Here is a 21,530-nt window from a genome sequence, read left to right as displayed (position 1 = left end):
ATGGTTGGAAGTCCAAAAAACGACATGCCAGAATGTATTCAAGAAATAGCAAACCCGTCCCTGTTTTAAGGAGACGGGTTTGACGAGAACTTTCCCTCATCTAAAGTGAGGGATTTTTTATAGGAGAAAATGGTATTTGGATACAGGTTGATCGAGTTATAATGTTGAACTATTTACATTATATGGTAAAATGCTTTTATAAGGAGTGTGGTTGATTTGATTAAAACATGTCGTAATGTTTTTCTTGTAGGAATTATTTGTTCAATGGCGTTATTTGGTTGCTCTAAGATTTCTGAAACATCTGAAGATAAAACGATAAAAGCTGCTCAATCTAACACTTTGGAGAAAGTAAAAAATGGTCAATTAGAAGGTGTATCAATTGGCATCGGAGCAACAAAAAAAGAGGTGATAGATAAACTGGGAAAGCCAATTGAAGGTAGAAATTCGGAGTATGGATTTAGTGCATATTATGATGGTTTTAATTTTCAATTTGAAGACTATGCCAATTCAATTGATGAAGTGAATGATAATAGTAAAGTCGTCATGATGAATGCAGAGCCAAAGACAGTTGGGCTTACTGGAACACCTGAGGAAATCAAAAAAATCTTGGGAGAACCTTCTCGCGAGTTTATGGATGATGCGGGCGGAGATGCTTTTATATTGGAATATGAAAACAATGGAAATTTACTAATTCTTAAGTTTGATACAAAAGATAGTCCAGTCAAAAATATTACTCTCCGGATTAAATAAGTCAGGTATTCTGGCTTATTTTTTCTTTCATAACAAGTTCAAGATGAGGGAAATTGTCAGTCAAAGTTTATAAACTCATAGCCCGAGGTATTGCCTTGTTTGGCAACAACACGGGCTAGAAAGGCTTAGTTCGAATACAGTTTATTATCTTTAATATCCAATGAATGTCTTATTAATTACCAAAACATAATGGATATGAATGAAGGGAAGTGTTATACCCTAACTAATTATTGTTTTTTTGCTTCTGCTTTCGCTTCTCGATCTATTTCTTCCACATCTTCGTCAGTTAGATGAAACTGTTTTTTTAGGTTTGTTAAAGTTCTATCTTCAGGCTCATTACCATTCAACCACTCATTGAAAGCATCTTCCCCGATATGATCTATCAGTACTTGGTCAATGAAATACTCAGGATTGTCATAATTTTCATGGTTATGGTTGCTATGATCACTTTCATCTGATAATAGGGCAAAACGCTTGAAATCATTTGGCCAAAAATATTCTGGATTGATAGTGTCTGAGAAGTTTGGGTTCTTTTTCCCTTCATTATTTACATCAAAGTGTAAATGGTAACCCCTTCCAGCTTTTTCGCCTGGAGCTCCTGTATTCCCTGATTTACCAATTCTATCTCCTCTGCTAACAACCTCATATTTTTTAACAGAGTAGTTATCTAAATGCAGGTACCTAGTGATCAATTTGTTTCCATTAGGGTCTTCATCGTCATGTTCAATTGTCACATACTTAATTGGGGCGCTTGTATAGATACCAACTGCAATAACCTCACCATCAGCAACTGAATAAACTGACTCTAGTTTTACACCGATATCAATTCCTTTGTGCTTACCACCATCTGGATCTTTGTCTTTATAATTTCCAGTAATATCTTTACTAGTGGTTGGCCACCTCCACCCCAGCGAAGAGTATGGATCATCAGGAGTGGACATAGTTTTTACATCAGTGGCTTGAGCTAAAGAAGTACTACTAATACTTAGTGAAATTACTGTAGTAAGTAATCCCAAAGTAAATCGTTTCATTGATTCAGAAACCTCCTTGTTTTATGCAAAAATGTAAATATTATCAAATTAATTCTAGCATTAATAATATAAAATTCAATATATTTTTATGGTCATTTATTTTTAGATTTCTTAACGGAAGGGTGGATATTTGGTAGCGAATATGCTTTCCCCCGATCATGTACCGTTTCAGCTTCTCTCGAAACACTCCAGCAGCGAGTGCCAGTTCCACAACGAATGCCTGAGCACTCCCCAGAGACCGATTTCGTTTGGCCCGACCATTAAAAATGGAATTGTCCATTTTTTCGCGAATGGGGGCTTGAATAATCTTTTGATCCCTTGTCTAAACTGCGGATAGGTCAGTTAATTGAAATTACAAGGTGATTTGAATGAATAAATCCGCAGATATTCTCGAAATTTTAATTCAGCAAATAATAGAGGATGATCGACTGGTTAGAATTGTTGATACCGAGATTACTAGAAAGGATAGAGACGAGAGGGGAGCCTAAGATTGAAAAGTAGTTATCTGTTAATGAAGCAGCCAGATACCTGAACATTTCATCGGACGTGATCTACCTAATGGTACGATAAGGTTCATTACCAGCATCTCGACTCGGATCAATAAGTTCACGAAAATCAGCACTTCGGTTTCAACTCAGTAAATTAAATGATTGGATGGAAGCTGGAGGGGTTCGCGGTCCTGTTTACAAACAAGCATGAAGGAAAGAAATTATTCCATATAGCAAAGCGCACCCAGGAGTTTGATGCCTCACGGGTGCGCTTTTTTTAAAAGAATAGTTCTTTCGAATTTTGCCCACTTAGTTGCCCACTTTTTGCCCACGAAAATTTGAAAGGCTTTGATGTCATTTGAAACAACAGTAGGTGAAATTGTTGATTTTATGCGGTTTCTAGACGGTATTAAAACCGATTGAAAGCCAAGGATATGTTCCGCACACGCGTTCACGATTGGGAGCGCGAGCAATACATGACTGCTTACTAATAAGCGAAACCCCTTGTGCCTGTAAGTGCGAGGGGTTTTTCTATCCATAAGCTTTTTTCAAATTCGCCACAAAATCAACTTCCTTATTCGAATTCAAAAAAAGCGCATCCGGTTGGGTGTGTTTTATTTGTTGTCAGGAACATGTTCGATGATGTCTTCAATACGGCAGTCTAGGTGATTACAGAGCTTGTCCAACACGTCTAGGGATACATACTCAAAAGTACTAGCGGAAGTATGGGAGCGGGACAAATGGGCGATGTATTGTGTGTGGGAAAGATTCGTTCCAGGTCTGGACATTGGAGGGACACCATATTGTGTTCCGAAGCTAAGGAGGTACTGGAGACTCATGGAATGTAGCCTTGGCGTGCGGGATCTGCTTCGACTGAACAAGTGCAAACGGAATAAAGCGTTCTGATAAGACCCTAACCAGTGCGTTTGCCTCACTCCAAGAAACGATGTAATAAAACGATCTCTCTATATGGCGACAACATTCCTTTTTCTAGGAGCGTATCGCGAGAGGTTGGGACAAAAAAGACGGGTACACAAGCTCAAATATGTTAAAGAGCCATCAATCGTTTCGTACAGTGAAAATAACCCAATCCACCCCAATAAAAGTTGGTTTTATGCAGATTCCGTCAAAATGCCAAATATCCTGTGCTCCGAGGCGTGGACCAGTTACGGACCAATTTCGACCAAGCTTACATGTTGTAAGCAATGCTTCTAAGACCACGTGAGCAAGGTCTGTCTGATTTAAGGGTGAAGTAAAAATGAGTGAATACTTGTACTCCCCTTGGTTCCGAGAGACATTTCAAGCTCTGAGAATACCTTCATTGCTTTTTGTTTAGAAGAAGCCTTTGAATAAACACTCCAGTGAATGTTTTCAAACATAAAAACTCAACTCCGAAAGATGGATTTTTACAAATTTTATCACAATGCTCAGGGAGATAAGGAGGGGCTTAATTTGATGAATGACTCAGATAAAGAGCTTTTTATATGCAGAATAAAAAGTCTAATGGATGTTGACGCACTCATTATAGAGACGAAGCAAACGAAAATTGGCAGAGAGTTATGGACTTATCAGAGGAGTTAAGCATTTTTAGGAAGAATGCGTGTTGCGATTTGGAAGTAGTTCAATTTAACAGGATGTGTAATAAGTAAGATCTCTTAATAGAAAAAGCTCTACACTTATGAAAAAGCGTAGAGCGAAAGTTACTATTATTGGGAGTAAACGCTGATTTGACCAGATACCCCAATTATATTACGATTCGGGTCTTTAGTGTCATTTTTAACGTACACGTAATACGAACCGGTGCTTGGAATATCTACAATCTCGTAAAGTCTTGGGGAAAAAGTAGATTGTGTCACATTTACTTTCCCTACAATTGTAATAGTACCATCGTTGTTTAATTTGCGAAGTTGGTATCTAACATCTGAGGAATAATTGTCATCATGTGCAACCTGGTTATCAACTAATAGATATGCTTTTCCTGCATTTAGATTAAAGACTGGGCTATAAACATAGTTTGCATTTGGAATAGAGTATGAAAAGTTAGAAAGGTTCGTAGCTGGAACATTCTGTTGGTTTAATGCTGGAGCTTTCTCTGCTGATGCGGAAGCAGCCCCAGAGAGGATTAGTCCCATTGATAACAGAGGAACTGTAATGATTTTCCTGACTTTACCAAAATCCAATTTACAACACTCCCTATTCTTTATTTGAAATACAATTACCATTATACAGATTAATCATTGCTTTTTACAATATTTGGATAATAAAAGTGTTCAAACTGGTGAGCAGTAATTAGAGCCGATAGGCTTTGGTAATAACGGCAAGTCATTCATGTAGAGGACAAAGAAAAAACAACGTACGACTGGGAATAGTTTTATCACAATTAGTTAGGGAGGTTAGCGGAATGAAATGGACAGCCGGCAGAAGCGGACGAACAGCTCTAAACGTGTTTGGCGAAGATGACAGATGGATCGCAACAGTATACACGGATACACCGGACCAAACATTTCGAACTATCCTAAAGGCACCCGAAATGCTCGAGTTACTGAAAGTGTCAAATGATCCTGAGTCAAAGAAACTCGTGGAGTACATCGAGAGTGGCAGACTTTAACACATCGGTAAAAATGGAAAGAAACCCGTCCTTGATCGACGGGGAAAGTATAGGGTAGTTTCTTATACTTCCAAGCCTAATTTTTCTACGAGAAAGTCTCCATTTTCTATTGTCAGTACGCGTTTTTCATTCTTGTAATCCCAACCATTTTGTAGAGCATGCTTTACTATTTTAGCGCATGTACCTGGCGTACAAAAATTGGCATACCAACTTATCGCCCAAGAAAATGAGATTAAGACGTATGATGTTTTAGTTCTTGCTGGATAGATAGTAAATCTAATGTTATCGCGGTTAAATGTTTGGTCAATAACACAATGAAATAATGAACCATCAACTACCACCTTTTTTACTTCCTTTGTAAACGGCTTAATAGAGTATTCCCCCTCATAATCAGACAGTCTACCATTTGAGATATTTTACCATACGCGATGCTTCTGGGAATATGTTCTGAACTTAGTAAACACAACAAACGAATTGATAAATGAGGGGAGAGAGAGCGGTGAAAGTACCAAGGATTTTGCACTACCCCGGCAGCAAATGGAGCTTGGCCGACTGGATAATCGAGCATATGCCAGAACATACCACATATTTGGAACCATACTTTGGATCCGGAGCAATATTACTCAACAAAGAATCATCCGCACTTGAAACGATCAATTATCCGTGATCATCCCGATGATTTAGCAAACAAGGCTAAATGGACCCCCTATAGTCGTAAAGAATACTACAACTCCTACCACGTAGAGGAAGAGGTGGACGAGCTTGAAAGGGCAAGGATGTTTTTGGTTCGGTGCTGGATGGCGAGGGGTGGAAAAACATCTGACAGAACCGGATGGAAGCACAGCATCGACATATCAAAAGCACCCAACAACAGGATGCCTGATCAATGGAGTAAAGTACTGATCGGTATTGACGGTAACGGATAGATTGAAAAGGGTGCAAATAGAACAACAGCCAGCTTTGCAATTGATTGAACGTTATAAAAATACGTATATCCATCTAGCTTTGAGAGACTCTGCATTCAGGATTAGAATCCATCCAATAAAAAGGATCAATATGATTGTCATATGAGAGTGCTCCTTTCGATGGGAATTACGAAAAATGGGGATTTTTGGTTACTCAACACTCAATTTGTTAAATGGGATCAGTAGGCAAGTTTGAAAAAATGCCGGTATCCCGTAAGCAATAGATACCGGCCTCCACTTCTATTCAAGTGTATAGTCGTAGCGAATGAAGCCTTTATGATGAGCAATTTTGTCATAAAGAGCACGAGCAGTGAAATTGTTCTGGCGGGTTTGCCAGTACAGTGCAGAAGCTTTTTGTTCTCGAGCAGCTTGAGCGACCCGTTCTATAAGGGCGCGGGCCACCCCATGTCCGCGAGCAGTTTCGTCAACGAAGAGGTCTTGCAGGTAGCACACATCTTCTTTCCAGACCGTAGGCTGAAAAACGAAGTGGGTGATACCGATCAAGTTTCCATGAAGATGCGCACCGAAACCGAATATTCTATCGCCAATGAGCAGTCGGTTCCAGATCTCGTCGTATGTGGAATCTGGGAGCTCTGTCTCGTAAAATGCTTTGTAGCTTCGAGCCAATACGTCCCAACGCTTGCGATCCTCTGCTCTTAGCGGAGCGATGTCAAGCATGATACTCTTGTTCTTTTTTTCAGCCATTTGAAAATCAAACCTCCTGGTTGTCATCGTTAAAGATTTAATAAGCATATTATCACGAATCTTTCACTTAATAAGGATGCAGAAAATCGTTTCAAGACCAGGTCAGAGAAGGGTTAAGTCAAAATGTTGCTTCTGTAGTTGGAATACTACTGGGGATTGGGGATAAAGAGAGTTTTTAACAAAACATTACGTTTGAAAAAGCGGGGAAAAGATGACTGTTCAAACACCAGTAGTTGAATTTGATCTGTACACCATGCCGATACATGCAGAATTATTCAAGATCGCTAGTCCAGAAAAAAACCTGAATTGTTTGGATTGAGACTGCTTCCGAACGATTCTTCGCTCCCTGAGTTGTTTGTCTGGTGCTACTACTCCAAGTCTCAAAAAAGCTTCATCCATAGTCTCTCTGATGTCTGGAGTGGTTATAAAATAGCTGAATTCAAAGAGTATGGCGACAGTATAGAGCTAGCTGAAACCGAGGACTGGACTTGACTATCCGCTTTATTGCTTGCCCATGAGTTTAACGGTAGGTTGCTAAAAACGATGGAGAAACGAAAAGAGTTACCGAAGTTGAATATATTGTCTAGTGAATTGACGCAATAGGAGGGAACGGGATGCCTGAATCAGACAAAATGCCAGATGTATGTAAGAGTTGCCCGGAAAACTACTATTGCAGCTTAAAACCGGATTTGTGGAAATGCGAAGCAGAGGAGGAGCAGAACGCAAGCAGGACGTGAGATTAAGTTCGAGGTATTCGATAAGACTATCCCAGGGAATGTAGAGGAAGCCGAAAACAACACGCCATCTGGAAGGCTAGTTCCATGGCATATCGTAAAGGATTCCGACTATCTGAGCATCGGCAACATCTACGAAAATCCTGAGTTGCTGGAGGTGGTCTAAGATGAGAGCAGGACGTGAGTTGGATAGGAAAGTGGCAGATGCACTAGGTTTAACCGGATATATGCCGTGCAATGCGGATGATTGCAAGGCGTGCGATCAAAGGTTTGCCCGGTTCTCTACCTCATGGGAAGGCATGGGCGTGCTGGTGGGGGAAGCTCGAAAGCAAGGAATTTATCTCGACATTTTGCCAAACGAAAAAGTTTACATTGCCGAGGCAAAAAAAATATTGAATAAAACGATCGGCAGTTCAACAAAAAAAGAAGCTCCGCATGCTGGATGCTTGGCTTATCTGAATGCACACGGTATTGCGGTTTAACATAAGAGAAATTGTGATGAGGAGCGAAAAAATGTGACAAGAAGATTATCGAAAAATGGAAAGCCCCCAAGAGGAGGCTTACTCAAGCTAATTGGGAGTGGCACTGCAGCAACTGCCGCTACCACCGCCACCGCCAGGGATCGTAATGCCACCACCCTTAGGGTCACCGCCACCACCAGCAAAAGCAGCTGTAGAAATTGAAAGAATAGATACGGTCAGCAGAGCAACTACAACGAACTTTTTCATGGTTACCACCTCCTTGAAAGAGAATTATGTAAATATTGTAACATTATAGATAATATATGTAAATTGCACTTTTCTGAAAACAGGAAGAGTTAGGAGAGCAATTGTGATGAGGGAGGATTATTATGACAATCTCATATTTGCACTACAAATCAGATGTTGCGGGAAAATAGTACAACCAATTTCTGTGCGGATGGTCTGACCGCGTTAAAGAGAGACGATTTAGGGACGATAGTACCATCATCTCTGGTTAAAACGAAATTCAAATCGTGGTGATAAAGTTCGTTTAAAGCCAGCTTTTTTGGGTTCTGGTACTTCATGTGTTGCTTTAGATCATCAGCTAACGTTTTGCTCATCCGAATCATTCTAGTTGAGTTGTATGTTTTTGTATCGCAAAATAGCTCACTTTTGTCTTTTGCTTGAAAGTCTAAAGTCTTATTAATACGTATCGTCAGATTTTTAAAATCTATGTCCGACCACTGTAAAGCTCCTGCTTCTCCTTTACGCATACCAGTTTCAATACACTCCTTTTTTTAGGAGCGTAACGCTGGAGGATAGGACAAAACAAGCAGGGAACACAAGCTCAATTATGATAAACAATCAGCTCGATTAGATTAAAAGACATGAACGAAATAGACGAAAAAAAGACCACCCCTCTACCATTTTCATGGTCTTTGGGATAGCCTCTTTTGTAATATCTCACTTAGTCAGGACACATGCATTTAGTGTAGGGTGGAAACCAAAGGCAGGGAGGAGTACATCTAGCTTGGGGTTTACTACCTAACTTTTGAAGAAGTTTTTTAAACATTCCTAATCACCTCCTATTTATGGATGGATTTAACTTTCTATTAAATAGTAACACATGGAGAGGAGTATTTGTATACAGTCTTTTCTGAATTTTCAATGAGTATGCATAAGAAAAAGAAAGAATCAGGATAGTAATATTACCTCTTGCTCATTTTGATAAATGTGGGGACAGGCTGCTCGTGTCAGTGGGTGGAGTCGCTGGAGGTTAAACGCCCGAATATAGAGAGTAGTGTAAGTAATCAATAATATAATTATGTATCTGCAAAATCACCAAGCTTCTCTTTATTCTAGTTGGTTAATTAAGAACTCGCCCCTGTTTTGAGGAGATGAGTTATTCTATTAGAATCTGTCGACCTAATCAGAAGTATTGACCGTTTCATAATTTGCCAGAGAATAAATGCGAGTATTAAAACGGATTGAAAGCCAAGAACATGTTCCGTACACGCGTGTCACGATTGGGAGCGCGAGCAATACATGACTGCTTATTAATAAGCGAAACCCCTTGTGCCTGTAGGTACGAGGGGTTTTTCTATTGTGGAAGCTCTGGTCCGCGCAAATCTACTAGAACATTGTGTCGGGGCTGGGAACGCTGCGGTATTCGAGAGATATAAAGAACAGCCGGCTGGATAGTTGGCGCTATCGATTGAACAAAATGCTCATTTTGATAAGGCTCCATATGGTTGACTCGAAATGGACTAGAGGCTCTCCATATTGGAACAAGCCTTATGAAGCTTTGCGAATCGTATAATGATTCACCCCGTTCGCACTTCGCCCATCTCTCTTCGCATACACCTGTAACGAATCCAAGATTGCCCACAGACACATTCAGCAAAGCTCTGGAGACCATTTTACATCACAAACAGTTGGACTCGGCATCTCTTTATTTTCTCAGGCTCTTCTTCCGGATATACCAGCCGCGTTTATGAAAGGAGATGGACCTGTAATTCTGGGCCAGTCTGATGATTCGTTTACGAGTAAGTGATGCTGGGTTTGAAGATAAGCTTTTGTTAAGGGAACTTCTTATAACCAGATGACCGGGGTAGTTAGCTTTCACGAAGTTACCGTAAGTTTCGAACTCAGAGAAGCCGGCATAACTCTGCTTATTGGTTTTCTTGATAATCGCCCAGTACCATCTAGTCTTATGCCTAGCCTCAATTTTAGACTTCAGCCGGGAGAGCTTCGATTTGTCGAACAGCATATAGTGGGCAACGAAAGAGCGCGAAGCGGTTGGCTTGGTTCCCATTAATTTCTTATAGGTGCGAAAATACTCGGGACGACTCCAGTTCCGGCAGTAAAAAACGGTTTTCCCGTTGACGAGAAAAACATGAGGGCGGATGAGAATGGTGTCGGCGTCAATCACAAGATAATACCTTTGCTTGGTCAAGTTTCCTCCTGCCAACTTCAACAATTGTTGGAGCAGCCAGCCTGAGCGATTGGTGCGTTTGGTTTGGTAGTGAATGTCTTTTTTTGTAATCGGTAGGACGCGTCTTTCATTGATGAAGGTGCAGTTTTTACGCCGGCAAAGGGCTTGGATTCGTTTGCTTGGTGGCGATACAACCATGATCTTACCGACCGGATGCTTCACTTGCTTACGAATACTGTCAATGACATAGGGAAGAGTACCGAGGTCTTTCTCAATTGCTGGGATCAGGACATCGATTTTAATAGAGCTGTTGAAGGTACTTTTCGCTGAACGTGTCAACTTCTCAACTCCTTTTCGCTAACCAGTTTCAAGCATATGTGTCTGAACAGGTTGGCCAGAGTGTCCGACTTTCCAGATAGGATATGATTTTCTTCCTTAAGGTGAATATGACAGATATGGAAATCCTGAGAAATGGATGTTTGTCTGAAACTCTCCTCACTTTGTCTCGTCGAAATCGTTGACCTACAACAATGGCAGCTCGACCCGATATCGATGGTACTGGCTGGATAAATACGTTTCTTTGAAGGTAGACCGGAACAGATGGAGCTGGCAGACAACCAGGAGTGCGGTGATGGCCGCGACGAAATCCGACGAAACCGGAAAAAGGCGTTTGTAGGAGGATAGATTGAAAGTCGCTTTCACATTTTAACATTCGGTATAAAAGGAATAACCCTGCAGCAGTTTCTCCACAGGGTTTCCATCGCAGTAGCTGAAAGAATCCAGCCGAGACATTTAAAAAGTTCTTCTAATCACTGGGATTCTACGTGCTCCATTACGAATAAGCCTTTGTGCTCGTTCACGGCTGATTCTAACAAGTACTGAAGTATCGGTTGAATTTTCAACGTCGAAAACTGAGAAAAACCGACCATTAGCGAACAGTACACCTTTAAACTCCACTTCAAATCCAGGCCTAGGCCGTGGACGTGTATTCTGAATAACCGTTCTCATGACACCTGCATTTCGGAGCCTTCGTGCTTGTTCGCGGGTTATGCGGACCGCAAATACTGGGTCAATTTCCACACCAGGTACTTTTGCCTCAACCTCAACAATTAGGAAAAAACGGTTTCCGATAGTTGCAATACTATTTGCTCCAATAAAAATTGGCGGATTCATTGCCATTTTCTTATCACCTCCTTGTACCAAACTATGTTGGAGGTACAGTGGTGGACAAGGGCATCACCACAATTTTCGATTTTTGGTTTTTTGACCAGAAGTATAGAGAGTCCGCAGATGATTTTTCGAGCACTACACCCTGTGCGATGAGGAGGGATCTGGATGACAGATCAGCAGATCATTGAAACACTTGCAACAAAGGTCATGGGGTGGCACAAGGACAAGCCATACTGGTCTGAAAAGCAAGTATGGGTTAAAAGTTCAACCCAATACGACTGGATCTAGAACTGGAACCCACTCCTAAACCTAGCCGATGCGTGGCAAGTGGTGGAGATGCTTCTGGAGATACTCCACAAGAAGTGATATGCACAGCAGCGGTGGAATTAGTTGCTTAACAAAACGGTAAAAATGAAAAGAAGCCCAAAAACACGGGCGTCTATCGTGCAACTTTTGTTTTAGTCTGTTGCTTCTTCTTAGCAGTTCGTTTGGCATCCCAATGAAATAACAGGATAGTAATAAGTAAATAAATCGCATTTGCAGTCCAGAAAAATCGGCATAAGAAAAATTATGCGTGTAGCAAGTGGATGAAATGGCAATCGAAGCTGAAGAGAAAAACGGATTAATTACCTAATCGGGAGCGGGCAAAACGGTTTATCTGGACTAAAGAGACAAACACCTGCTACTCAATGGGGCAAGAAATCGATCTGTAGTGTCCACAACCTCCATATAACTTCGCGCACTGTGAATTTGCTACTATAATTAAAACAATTGATAATTTACCTTAATTTGGTATAATTCATTTTGTTCACATCCAAATATTAGGAGGTCTTGCAATGAAAAAGAAGTTCATGTCTATTAGCCTTGCTACCTTATTAGTATCATCGTTTACATCTAATACGGTATTTGCTGCAAATCAGCAAGCAGAAGTTGTCGTTGAATACAGTAATGATACCAAGTGGACGAGCGCGGTAAGTGGGCAACATCAATATGGCCGAGTTACATTGATTTCGGAAGGTACTGGACTGGCTGGGGCTTTTGTATGGAAGAAATGTGCAGGAGACATTGACTATGTGGATACACAGATTCAACTTGGTACAGACTCTAGCTACAAACAAGATAGCACTAACGTATACATGCAAGGCGGATGCACGTACAAACTCGAAGTAAAAAACTATAGCACTAATAAGGCAAAAGGGTATATTCGAAACTGGGACTAATCCGTATCTCGTCAAAAAGGACCATGAGGTTGACACATCCAAATTGAGTCGATCTCATGGTCTTTATTATTGATTTACCGCGTTTCAGATTAGTAATTCACATCAAGCGGAAGAGAGCCAGCAAGTTGTACGGTGAAGTTCAGCTTGAGTTCATATTCGTGGACTCACCTTTGTATATCGGCGCCATGGTTTGATTGATTGTACACAAGACAAAATGTTATTTGCCGGATTGTAAAACGTGCTTGGCAAGTATCGTCCAGGTCGTGCCATTTATTAAGTGGTCGGATATCTCCGGCTCGTCGTCCTTTTCGTGGTCACCATCAAAATCGCCGTAACCGCGTGGAGCTCGCCTGGAACCATATTAAAATAATGGACTGATCGTTCCCGAAATGTTATACTGCTTCTACAGTTAAGGAGGAATCATTATCGGACGTTCAAAAGAGTTTGACAAGGAACACGTACTTCATAAGGCAATGTTAGTTTTTTGGGAAAAAGGTTACGAAGCCACAAGTATACCGGATTTATTAAAAGCAATGGAATTAAGCAGATCAAGTTTGTACGAAACCTTTGTAGACAAAGAGACGCTTTATGTTGAAGCGATACAACATTACAAAAAAATAAGTCAGAAAAAAAGAGATCTGTTGGTATATGCGTCGTCTGCGAAAGCTGGAATCCGACAGTATTTTGATCAGCATATCACTTCCGCATTTGATGAGGATTTGCCTAAAGGATGCATGATTACTAACGCAACGCTTGGCTTGGATTCACCAGATGAACAACTACGTAAATTGATACGAGACGGTTTCGAGGAATTGGAACATGCCTTTTATGAACTTCTAAGTAAAGGACAGCAGACGGAAGAAATTGACTCCAATAAAGATATAAAGGCTCTATCACACCTATTACTTAACCTAAATCATAGTATCAATGTAGTATCCAAGGTGAAAACTGACAAAAAAATTATTTATGACATGATGAACACTGTTATTGAGATGCTATAAACAAAATTTTTTTAATGTTACTGGAACGATCGTTCCAGTAATGATGACTACTTCCACAAAAAGGAGCGTTAACGATGAGTTCAATCGAAGGTGAAAAAATGGAAAAGCCTTTTTCGGCGTGGATGATATTCATTCTGGCTGCCGCATGCGGACTAATCGCTGCTAATCTCTATTATGCGCAGCCTTTAGTGGGTCCGATTAGTTCGGCAATTGGGTTATCTTCTGAGGCAGCTGGCTTAATCGTCACACTTACCCAAATTGGTTACGGAATTGGATTATTATTTATCGTACCCTTGGGAGATATACTTGAAAACCGAAAACTTGTTGTAGTGTCATTGTTCCTCACTGCAATAGCTTTGGCGCTTGCAGCAGTAGTCAAAAGCGCTGGCCTTTTTCTCACTGTTTCACTGTTTATCGGGTTGGGATCAGTTGCGGCTCAGGTACTTGTTCCGTACGCTGCTCACCTTTCGCCAGATGCTACACGCGGTCGCAATGTGGGGAATGTCATGAGTGGTTTGTTACTCGGAATCATGCTCGCTCGTCCCATTTCAAGTATGGTGGCGGAGTTTTTGGGCTGGCGAGCAGTCTACTATTTATCCGCCATAGCGATTCTTGTGTTGGCACTTTTATTGGCGAGGGTGCTTCCTGCAAGACAGCCGTTGAACACCACACGGTACCCGGCACTTCTGGGTTCTATGTTGCATTTACTCAAAACGACACCAATCCTGCAACGTAGAGCCATCTACCACGCATGTGTGTTCGCAACTTTCAGTTTGTTCTGGACTACGGTTCCGCTGTTATTGACCAGTCCGATTTTCCATTTTTCACAAAAGGAAGTTTCCCTGTTTGCATTGCTTGGAGTATCTGGGGCGGTAGCTGCACCAGTGGCAGGCCGTCTTGCCGATAGAGGCTGGGCTCGATCAGCCACAGGATTAGCGTTAGCTTTCGTTATTATTTCTGGAATTCTACCTCTTGTAATCCACGGCAGTTCAACTTCCGCATTAGTAACCTTGGTAATTTCGGCCATTCTATTGGACATGGGAGTTTCAGCAAATCTGGTTCTTGGACAGCGTGCCATTTTCTCATTGGGAGCACAATTTCGAAGCCGGCTTAATGGTTTATACATGGCAATCTTTTTTGCTGGTGGTGCTATAGGCTCTGCGACAGGTGGATGGGCATATGCTATGGGTGGCTGGAAAGCAGCCTTGTTGATTGGAATAGCTTTACCGGTCATTGCGTTGATTTATTATACGACAGAGAAAAAGTAATTTAAGTCCGCACAGAACGACTGTCAGCGCCAGAAAAGGAGCCGTAAGATAAAACGATCAAGGTTTTGAAAAGTGGGGATTGGGTATGGCAACCCCTCCAGAAAGGAATGACCAAACAAGAGGCTTCGTCTGTTTGGGAAAGGGAGGTTCCCCAGACGAAATCGCGAGAGTAGACGAGTGGGAGCAATTGATCAAGCTCGCTTCTAAGCGTGGGGATTCTACCTTTTTTCCAGCGGCCCACGGGAGTTCGAAGTTAAAAAGCTTACAAAAGACATGAGGGAAATCACTTATTTGTTCACTCTGCTCTAACGTAAAAGCGAACATATTGTTCAATTCATGCATTCTGTGTGTCTTCCCATGAAGGATAATCTCATCAGTAAAGTGACCTGTCACTTCAATCAACATCTTATTATGACCGAGTGCTAATCAGTCGTTATAGCAATAAATGATAACTATCATTTTACAACCATTTGAACTTAACGCAAGGGTAATGGTGGAAAAAAGAGATGAGTGAAGTCTCTATAGGGATTAGGTCCTTCTTAGGAAGAAATATTGACGAGTTCTTGAACTCTAGCCTATGTGGACAGGTTCAGACGCCTAAACTGCTTTAGGGAACCGGCTTGGTTCCGATTACGACGGTAGCATCCAACTCGTCAGACCTTGTCACCCGTGTAATCAGCCCGCAACAAGTGAAGATATCGACTGTCAGCTGTGTCTGACGTTCGCTTGTCTCAACCAGTAAGTGTCCACCAGGAGCCAACCAGAGTGGAGCCGCAGCCAATACTCGTCTCTGAACGTCAAGCCCATCCGTTCCCCCGTCGAGTGCTATTTTCGCCTCATGTATGCGAGCTTCAGGTGGAAGAAATTCAATGGCTTTGGTGGGGACGTAGGGAGCATTGGCAACGATGACGTTAACGTGTCCCCTAAGTATGATAGGAAGAGGCTCAAATAAGTCTCCTTCGTAAACGCGACCTCCTGCGGTAGTAACATTGCGACGGGTGCATTGCACCGAGGCTGGATCGATGTCAGTAGCATACAATTCGATCTGTTCCAAGTAAGCAAGAACCGCCCCAACCGCCCCTGATCCGCAACATAGGTCAAGCACTACCGACTTTTGACGGATGAGGTCGGCAGCCTGTCTAACGAGAAATGCTGTACGTTGTCTGGGAACGAAAACTCCCTTATCCACAATAATCCGCAGTCCACAAAACTCAGCCCAGCCGATAATATGTTCGAGAGGCATGCCAGTTGTTCGTAATTCTACCATGTCCGATAGTTCAGTCGTTGTCCCTGCTGAGGCGATTAGTAACCTGGCCTCATCTTCAACGAAAACACACCCAGCTGCTCGAAGTTTATTGACGATTATTGTAAAAATTCTATCGCCATGAATCTCATAATCATTCAAAAATTGAATTCACCCATTTCGGAATTGTTGGAATTTATTGTGTGGTATTCGCATTTTACTCTATCTTAGGAGGCAACACAACAATCGTTGCGATAAACGAAAGTGGAGGGCAATGAAAGAGGCGCTAAGCCTGCAATACGCTTAGCGCCACTAGGATCGGTTATTTCAATACGTTCAAAGCACGTCTCAATCGTTGCATTGAGATTGCGTTCAATCGTGATAGAACAAGTATCATTTGACATACCTGTCCCACCAACGTAAAAAAGGGTGCGTGAACAAGTGTAAATGGTTAGCACTGAGGTTCTTAAACAAAACATTATTTGTGAGAAGGACGGTGCAATATGAATCCTCCTAAAGAGTAGCTACAAAAAGCAAATGGTTGAGGAAATGATCCGTCCCACTACTCCTTCTTCGGAAGCAACTTCACTTATTCCTACCTTAGTTGATCATTTGAACAAACTTCAGGAGAATCCAATAGAGGTCCACTCAAAATGCGGCAATTAGAATAATGTCGAAATCTGTCGGAATACATAGAAGGAAAGATAACTTATATGATGGGATAATAATTAGGTAATTAATCCTATTGAAAGGTGGTTCCAATGCTTAAATCGAATAAGTTAGTCATAGCGTTTCTTTTATTATTTTCAATGTTTGTAGTACAGGGATGTGGAACAGACCCAGTACAAGAAGATCTTATTAACTATTTAAACACCGAGTTGCCAAAAGTTACATCACTCGAAAGGAAGGCTACTGAAGAGTATTCTTCTATAACGGGCGCTAACTATACAAATGACTTAGTTATGTTTGAAGCGATGACAAAAAGTATAATTCCTACTTATTCACAGTTTCTAGAAGAGCTTGAAAAGATTAAACCGGCTACGCCAGAAGTACAAAAAATTCACGACCAATTTATTTTAGCAGCTACAACCCAACATAGTGGTTTTATAACGACGGTATCAGCTCTTGAGAAACAAGACTATGCTAAGATTGCTACAGCTAATAAGAAATTAGCAGAAGGAAGAAAGTTGATGCGGGATTATCAAGCGGCCATAATGGAACTTGCTGATTCTCATGAAGTAACCATCACTGAGACAAAATAAGTAACGAACCCATTGTTAGATGTAATAATTACGATTGGATGATGCTTGCTCTACAAAAAGTCGTACAGCAGTGGCTAAGAAGTACATTACAGAACGAGAAAAAAAGAGATAGCACAACTACAGCAAAGCGCATAGAGCGCCTTTTCCAAAATGGAGAGGGCGTTTTTTTTTCAAGGGGAGCTGATAATGCGGCTCCCCTTTATTGTGGAAGTCAGCGCATCATCGATTGGATCAGGTAAAAAGCAATCTAACCTGCCTTTGACGATTGTCGTTATGGCAGGCGCTTTTCATTTGGCAAATGCATTCCTGTGTTGGGATTGATGCAATTTAGCAAGTCGTCGGCGCAAGGAAACACTTCTGTGCGTCGGGATCGCAGGTAGTAACTAATAAAGATTTCACAGAATGTTATATCGTGCTAGAAATAAAGAGGAGCTGGATAAAGCGGGGGATACTTCGCTGACCAGTCTTTGTTGATTTCATATTGTCCCGCGTAGTCCTGGTTAACCATATAAGCATTAGGCAATTATGGTGGTAAGAGGTGATCTTATGTGCGGACGATTTACGCTGGTGACTAACTTGGAGTTGTGGAATGCAAGGTTCCAAATCGAGGTTATCCCTTTTGAAATACAGCCACGATATAATATTGCACCGGGTCAATTAATCCCAGCAATTATTTCCGATCAAGGTAAGCGGCGGATCGGTCAGCTAAAATGGGGATTAGTTCCGTCGTGGGTGCAGGATGAGAAGAGCGGATATAAAATGATCAATGCAAGGTCTGAAACGTTAACCGAAAAGCCGGCATTCCGACGACTTTTCGAGCGAAAACGGTGCATCATCCCTGCAGACAGCTTCTACGAGTGGATGAAACTCGGAAAAGCCAAGCAGCCGATGAGGATTATGATGAAGAGTGGTGAACCGTTCGCTTTCGCTGGTCTGTTTGATACATGGGCAAGTCCGATAGGGGATAAACTGCACACTTGCACAATCGTTACGACCAAACCAAATGATGTTGTAGCTGATATTCATGACCGGATGCCTGTAATACTGAGACAGGAAGATGAGGGAATATGGTTAGATCGTGAGAAGTTTGATTCTGACTTGCTCCAATCATTGCTAGTACCATATGACTCGGATATGATGCGTGCATACCCTGTATCAACAATGGTTGGTAGCCCGAAAAACGATTTGCCAGAATGTATTCAAGAAATAGTGAACCCGTCCCTGTGTTAAGGAGACGGGTTCAGTATAGCGAAATGTTTATTCATATCCGGATTTTGCGGGTACACGAAACAGAGACTTTATTTGACCACGATTTCAACCTTTGTCCCGTCTGGAAAATCCTCTAATTGGTTGGATATCCAAGATCCAGCGCCGCGATTATCTGATGGCTTTATGTATTTGATATCTGCCCCTGTGCCACCCTCTGCACACATTGCCATCGGCCATTCATCCCGATCAACCCCCTTTTTTGTAGGAATACCCTTGAGCGATTCTTCGCGATTTTTATTGGCTCCATCGCGGTCAATTGTGCATACAGCTGACTTCCCAGAAGCAACCGCATCTTTGATATGCTTGGCTGTCTCTGGGTATCGATCAGACGGAAAAACTATCGTATGGTCTACATTCCCATTGCTGACTGTTTTGTTCTCTATTGGCACAAGTCCAAAGAGATAGGCGGCGCCGATCAGTAGCACCACAATCAACATCAGTATTTTTCTCTGTGTCATGCTGTTGTCCTCCAAATATAAGTTCTTTTTCAAATAATAACACCGCCGAGAATTATGGCGAAGGGGTGTGATTGCCTATAACCTATTGTCAGCCTTTATCAGGGGCGGGAAGTGTTATGGTTACCCGATCCCCTCATATGAAACGCGATATTTCCCCACAAGTATATTGATATCAGTAAGTTCCATGTTTGTAGGTCTAAAGTGAAAGAGGAGTGCGTCGGAAGTCCAAAGAATGACGATCCAGAACGTATCGAAGAGAATCGTAATCTATGAAAATACGAGGCACCTTCCTGTAATTATAGGAGGTACCTCGTCTCGTCTGTTATTTGGTATATTCCATAACTTCAAACGATTGAACCTTGCTGAATGCTACATAATCTTTTCTAGAAGTAAATGGCCCCTTGTTAAAGTCCTTATCGAACATATATGTTTCTTTGCCACGTCCATCTGCACGGCCATTGTACCAGTCGATGAAGTCCTGTACTTCGGATGCGGTTAGCTCAAATTCCTTCTCGAGACCACTGATCATTTTAATAACAAGAAGTGCGTTATCTCCAGTTGGCTCTGGTTCAGGTTCTGGATTAGGATCGGGATTCGGCGGTGTGCCTATTTTCTCCATCATTTCTAATTCTTCAATAACTGTAAATGAGGAAAATCCATTGTTCGATGCTATATTAATACGGTATTGCTTATAGAAGTTGTCATTGTTAAATGTGTAATCTCTTTTGAAATTTGTTGCCCAGCCTGTCTGATTCGTTTATGTATCTAATACGATCCATTCTTGACCATCGAATGCTTCAAATATAATACAGATCCATAAATGGAGCAAAACATTAAAAGGAATAAATTACAAATTGAAGGTGTAATTAGGAATTGTCGAAGAGAATTCAAGTAATAGATGACCCGTTCCTGTTTTGAGGAGACGGGTTGTTCTATTAATAACCGTCCAAGTAATCAGAGGTGTAAATGAAATGTTTACCTTGTGCGATCATGTGCCGTTTCAGCTTTTAAAAAGTAAACAAAATGATTTGAAGTCATTTGAAATGACAGTAGTTAATACTGTTGATTTTATACGATTTCTAGGGAGTATAAAACCGATTGAAAGCCAAGACATGTTCCGCACACGCGTTCAAGATTGGGAGCGCGAGCAATACATGACTGCTTATTAATAGGCGAAACCCCTTTGCCTGCATGTGCGAGTGGGTTTTTATTTGGTGGGCAATTTTGATTTTTTCAGGGGCTCAAGAACGACAGGGGTTGTATCCAAGAAGTTAGGCCGAAAATACGTCTTGATCGAGATGGGAACATCTTACATTCTGATAGTGTACGAACGAAACAAGCGTGAAACGGCCAAGATGAACATTTTCGAGTTCGGTACCTAACACGATGTGTAGCGAATGAAATCAGCGATAAGATAATCATTATCTTCTTCACAACAAACACCCCCGGTGTAAGACGAGGGGGGAGTAAAAAGTTACAAAATGTTAAGAACGATTGAGTTAATTTTACACGATAGTCCAGTCTTATACAGACTACTCAACACAACATTTCGGGAATAAAGAAAAACGTAATCCTCCCAGAAAGAAAAGATATCAATCCCATCACACCATTTTTTGTAATCGAAAAGCTCAGGGTTTTGAATGAGTTGAAACGATCGAGAAACCCATTGTTGGATGTAATAATTTCGATTGGATGATGCTTGCTCTACAAAAAGTCTGACTTCCTCAAGGTGGGTTCTATCTTTTCCTATTCCGACTGCATCACCTACTAAAAGGTATAGACAAGCTAGAAAGACTTTTCGTTTATCCTTTGCTACTTTCGGATTAATTGATAGTGATAATAGTAAAGGAGCGGTATTTATATCAGTAATAAAAAGGTCCCAATCTTGATGAGGAAACTGTGTATCTTTTGAGAAGGCCCAGTCATTGATGTCATAAATCATCGTATCAACCGCTTTCTATTAAAATAACCCTATTGTGGAAGATCTGGGTAATTACTTCACCGAATAAATTATACCATGCGTGCCCACCTATAAGGGAAAGCGAAGATGAGCGCACAAACGAAACTGTCATTTCTGGAATCGCAGATTGAGAGAAGTCCAAAAGATTGTTGTTGAAGCTTTACGTTTGAATAGGCTGGGAAACAACAAGATCGACTCCCAGCCCATGGTGAAAAACTAGCCAAAGTAAGTAATGATCTGTTCAATTATCCAAGCAATGAAGTATATAGCTTCTAATTCAGCAAGTAAAAAGCTCCCCAACAGGGGAGCAAATCCGACAGTTCACACGGTTTTCCTTACAAAAAAGACGTTCCGCAGTCCTTCCATGACTAAGCCAAACGAGGCAAGGAGTGCGGCGGAAGGCAAGGTACTTTCCCTTTCAAGCCTACAACTACTACTATTTTGAATGATGCTTTGACAATCCTTATCTAACAGTATTCCGCCCCTCATGTGAGTTGCGTTGT

27 protein-coding genes and 1 pseudogene are annotated in these 21,530 nt (G+C 41.4%); 15 read left to right on the top strand and 13 right to left on the bottom strand.

The window, feature by feature from the left end:
• The first annotated feature begins 207 nt into the window (after positions 1–207).
• Positions 208–750, top strand: a complete 543-nt coding sequence (locus tag HP398_RS22125; protein WP_173623648.1) for a DUF4309 domain-containing protein — start codon at positions 208–210, stop codon at positions 748–750.
• Between the two features lie 227 nt (positions 751–977).
• Here HP398_RS22125 and HP398_RS22120 read toward each other — a convergent pair whose 3' ends face one another.
• The 3 genes from HP398_RS22120 to HP398_RS22110 form a co-directional block, all read right to left on the bottom strand.
• Complete coding sequence (locus HP398_RS22120; RefSeq protein WP_173623647.1) at positions 978–1,781, bottom strand: M23 family metallopeptidase; 804 nt, start codon at positions 1,779–1,781, stop codon at positions 978–980.
• 1,102 nt (positions 1,782–2,883) lie between these two features.
• Positions 2,884–3,057 (bottom strand): helix-turn-helix domain-containing protein, encoded by a 174-nt coding sequence (locus tag HP398_RS22115; RefSeq protein ID WP_082192269.1) that lies wholly within the window; start codon positions 3,055–3,057, stop codon positions 2,884–2,886.
• A 918-nt stretch (positions 3,058–3,975) separates the two neighbouring features.
• Positions 3,976–4,449 (bottom strand): hypothetical protein, encoded by a 474-nt coding sequence (locus tag HP398_RS22110; RefSeq protein WP_017252590.1) that lies wholly within the window; start codon positions 4,447–4,449, stop codon positions 3,976–3,978.
• Positions 4,450–4,670: 221 nt separating this feature from the next.
• Here HP398_RS22110 and HP398_RS22105 point away from each other — a divergent pair, with 221 nt between their 5' ends.
• Positions 4,671–4,877 (top strand): hypothetical protein, encoded by a 207-nt coding sequence (locus HP398_RS22105; protein ID WP_017252589.1) that lies wholly within the window; start codon positions 4,671–4,673, stop codon positions 4,875–4,877.
• A gap of 62 nt (positions 4,878–4,939) precedes the next feature.
• On the opposite strand, the gene HP398_RS22100 is transcribed toward HP398_RS22105, so the two are convergent.
• On the bottom strand, positions 4,940–5,218 hold the full coding sequence (locus tag HP398_RS22100) for a hypothetical protein (protein WP_017249215.1): 279 nt from the start codon (positions 5,216–5,218) through the stop codon (positions 4,940–4,942).
• 140 nt (positions 5,219–5,358) lie between these two features.
• Between HP398_RS22100 and HP398_RS31435 the strand changes: the two genes are divergently transcribed.
• Together HP398_RS31435 and HP398_RS31430 are read left to right on the top strand one after the other, a co-directional pair.
• Positions 5,359–5,544 (top strand): DNA adenine methylase, encoded by a 186-nt coding sequence (locus tag HP398_RS31435; RefSeq protein ID WP_371736770.1) that lies wholly within the window; start codon positions 5,359–5,361, stop codon positions 5,542–5,544.
• Positions 5,522–5,803 (top strand): hypothetical protein, encoded by a 282-nt coding sequence (locus HP398_RS31430; protein WP_371736769.1) that lies wholly within the window; start codon positions 5,522–5,524, stop codon positions 5,801–5,803. The genes HP398_RS31435 and HP398_RS31430 overlap by 23 nt, the downstream gene beginning before the upstream one ends.
• A gap of 279 nt (positions 5,804–6,082) precedes the next feature.
• On the opposite strand, the gene HP398_RS22090 is transcribed toward HP398_RS31430, so the two are convergent.
• The gene (locus HP398_RS22090) at positions 6,083–6,547 is read right to left on the bottom strand and encodes a GNAT family N-acetyltransferase (RefSeq protein ID WP_173623646.1); all 465 of its coding nucleotides are present in this window, start codon (positions 6,545–6,547) and stop codon (positions 6,083–6,085) included.
• Between the two features lie 614 nt (positions 6,548–7,161).
• Here HP398_RS22090 and HP398_RS31245 point away from each other — a divergent pair.
• Positions 7,162–7,284, top strand: coding sequence for a hypothetical protein (locus HP398_RS31245; RefSeq protein ID WP_017249213.1), 123 nt, complete (start codon positions 7,162–7,164; stop codon positions 7,282–7,284).
• Between the two features lie 164 nt (positions 7,285–7,448).
• Positions 7,449–7,763, top strand: a complete 315-nt coding sequence (locus HP398_RS22080) for a hypothetical protein (protein ID WP_173623645.1) — start codon at positions 7,449–7,451, stop codon at positions 7,761–7,763.
• Positions 7,764–7,850: 87 nt separating this feature from the next.
• Here the strand turns inward: HP398_RS22080 and HP398_RS22075 are convergent, their stop codons facing one another.
• The 4 genes and pseudogenes from HP398_RS22075 to HP398_RS22060 all read right to left on the bottom strand — a co-directional run bounded on the left by HP398_RS22075 (position 7,851) and on the right by HP398_RS22060 (position 11,355).
• Positions 7,851–8,009, bottom strand: a complete 159-nt coding sequence (locus HP398_RS22075; RefSeq protein ID WP_017249211.1) for a hypothetical protein — start codon at positions 8,007–8,009, stop codon at positions 7,851–7,853.
• A 200-nt stretch (positions 8,010–8,209) separates the two neighbouring features.
• Positions 8,210–8,527, bottom strand: a pseudogene (locus HP398_RS22070) (site-specific integrase); the annotation flags it as partial.
• Positions 8,528–9,693: 1,166 nt separating this feature from the next.
• Positions 9,694–10,515 carry a DUF6492 family protein gene (locus tag HP398_RS22065; protein ID WP_173623643.1) on the bottom strand — a complete coding sequence of 274 codons (822 nt, stop codon included), beginning with the start codon at positions 10,513–10,515 and terminating at the stop codon, positions 9,694–9,696.
• Positions 10,516–10,968: 453 nt separating this feature from the next.
• The gene (locus HP398_RS22060; RefSeq protein WP_017249208.1) at positions 10,969–11,355 is read right to left on the bottom strand and encodes a hypothetical protein; all 387 of its coding nucleotides are present in this window, start codon (positions 11,353–11,355) and stop codon (positions 10,969–10,971) included.
• A gap of 156 nt (positions 11,356–11,511) precedes the next feature.
• Here HP398_RS22060 and HP398_RS31240 point away from each other — a divergent pair, with 156 nt between their 5' ends.
• From HP398_RS31240 to HP398_RS22045, 4 genes are all read left to right on the top strand, one after another.
• The gene (locus tag HP398_RS31240) at positions 11,512–11,634 is read left to right on the top strand and encodes a hypothetical protein (RefSeq protein ID WP_017249207.1); all 123 of its coding nucleotides are present in this window, start codon (positions 11,512–11,514) and stop codon (positions 11,632–11,634) included.
• A 548-nt stretch (positions 11,635–12,182) separates the two neighbouring features.
• Positions 12,183–12,566: a hypothetical protein gene (locus tag HP398_RS22055; RefSeq protein WP_017249206.1), complete on the top strand. Its 384-nt coding sequence runs from the start codon at positions 12,183–12,185 to the stop codon at positions 12,564–12,566.
• Between the two features lie 473 nt (positions 12,567–13,039).
• Positions 13,040–13,567, top strand: coding sequence for a TetR/AcrR family transcriptional regulator (locus HP398_RS22050; RefSeq protein ID WP_173623642.1), 528 nt, complete (start codon positions 13,040–13,042; stop codon positions 13,565–13,567).
• A 74-nt stretch (positions 13,568–13,641) separates the two neighbouring features.
• Positions 13,642–14,835 (top strand): MFS transporter, encoded by a 1,194-nt coding sequence (locus tag HP398_RS22045; RefSeq protein ID WP_173623641.1) that lies wholly within the window; start codon positions 13,642–13,644, stop codon positions 14,833–14,835.
• Between the two features lie 607 nt (positions 14,836–15,442).
• Here the strand turns inward: HP398_RS22045 and HP398_RS22040 are convergent.
• A complete protein-coding gene (locus HP398_RS22040) occupies positions 15,443–16,240 on the bottom strand; it encodes a putative protein N(5)-glutamine methyltransferase (protein ID WP_173623640.1) in 798 nt (265 codons plus the stop codon).
• Positions 16,241–16,839: 599 nt separating this feature from the next.
• Here HP398_RS22040 and HP398_RS22035 point away from each other — a divergent pair.
• From HP398_RS22035 to HP398_RS22030, 3 genes are all read left to right on the top strand, one after another.
• Positions 16,840–17,340, top strand: a complete 501-nt coding sequence (locus tag HP398_RS22035) for a hypothetical protein (RefSeq protein WP_017249199.1) — start codon at positions 16,840–16,842, stop codon at positions 17,338–17,340.
• A gap of 186 nt (positions 17,341–17,526) precedes the next feature.
• Positions 17,527–17,661: a hypothetical protein gene (locus tag HP398_RS31235; protein ID WP_256436391.1), complete on the top strand. Its 135-nt coding sequence runs from the start codon at positions 17,527–17,529 to the stop codon at positions 17,659–17,661.
• Between the two features lie 225 nt (positions 17,662–17,886).
• Complete coding sequence (locus HP398_RS22030) at positions 17,887–18,570, top strand: SOS response-associated peptidase (RefSeq protein WP_017249197.1); 684 nt, start codon at positions 17,887–17,889, stop codon at positions 18,568–18,570.
• A 68-nt stretch (positions 18,571–18,638) separates the two neighbouring features.
• Here the strand turns inward: HP398_RS22030 and HP398_RS22025 are convergent, their stop codons facing one another.
• Together HP398_RS22025 and HP398_RS22020 are read right to left on the bottom strand one after the other, a co-directional pair.
• Complete coding sequence (locus HP398_RS22025) at positions 18,639–19,067, bottom strand: NucA/NucB deoxyribonuclease domain-containing protein (protein ID WP_173623639.1); 429 nt, start codon at positions 19,065–19,067, stop codon at positions 18,639–18,641.
• 322 nt (positions 19,068–19,389) lie between these two features.
• Entirely contained in the window at positions 19,390–19,689 is a 300-nt protein-coding gene (locus HP398_RS22020) for a hypothetical protein (protein ID WP_173623638.1), read from the bottom strand.
• Between the two features lie 421 nt (positions 19,690–20,110).
• Between HP398_RS22020 and HP398_RS31230 the strand changes: the two genes are divergently transcribed.
• Both HP398_RS31230 and HP398_RS31425 read left to right on the top strand, forming a co-directional pair.
• Positions 20,111–20,236 carry a hypothetical protein gene (locus HP398_RS31230; RefSeq protein ID WP_256436390.1) on the top strand — a complete coding sequence of 42 codons (126 nt, stop codon included), beginning with the start codon at positions 20,111–20,113 and terminating at the stop codon, positions 20,234–20,236.
• 24 nt (positions 20,237–20,260) lie between these two features.
• On the top strand, positions 20,261–20,449 hold the full coding sequence (locus tag HP398_RS31425) for a DNA methyltransferase (protein ID WP_371736768.1): 189 nt from the start codon (positions 20,261–20,263) through the stop codon (positions 20,447–20,449).
• A gap of 92 nt (positions 20,450–20,541) precedes the next feature.
• On the opposite strand, the gene HP398_RS22010 is transcribed toward HP398_RS31425, so the two are convergent.
• Positions 20,542–21,009, bottom strand: coding sequence for a hypothetical protein (locus HP398_RS22010; RefSeq protein ID WP_173623637.1), 468 nt, complete (start codon positions 21,007–21,009; stop codon positions 20,542–20,544).
• Positions 21,010–21,530 lie beyond the last annotated feature (521 nt).

This window comes from Brevibacillus sp. HB1.4B (genome assembly GCF_013284285.1).
Taxonomy (GTDB): domain Bacteria; phylum Bacillota; class Bacilli; order Brevibacillales; family Brevibacillaceae; genus Brevibacillus; species Brevibacillus porteri.
The sequence above is the reverse complement of the archived record's forward strand: the minus strand, read 5'-3'. Positions and strand labels throughout refer to the sequence as shown.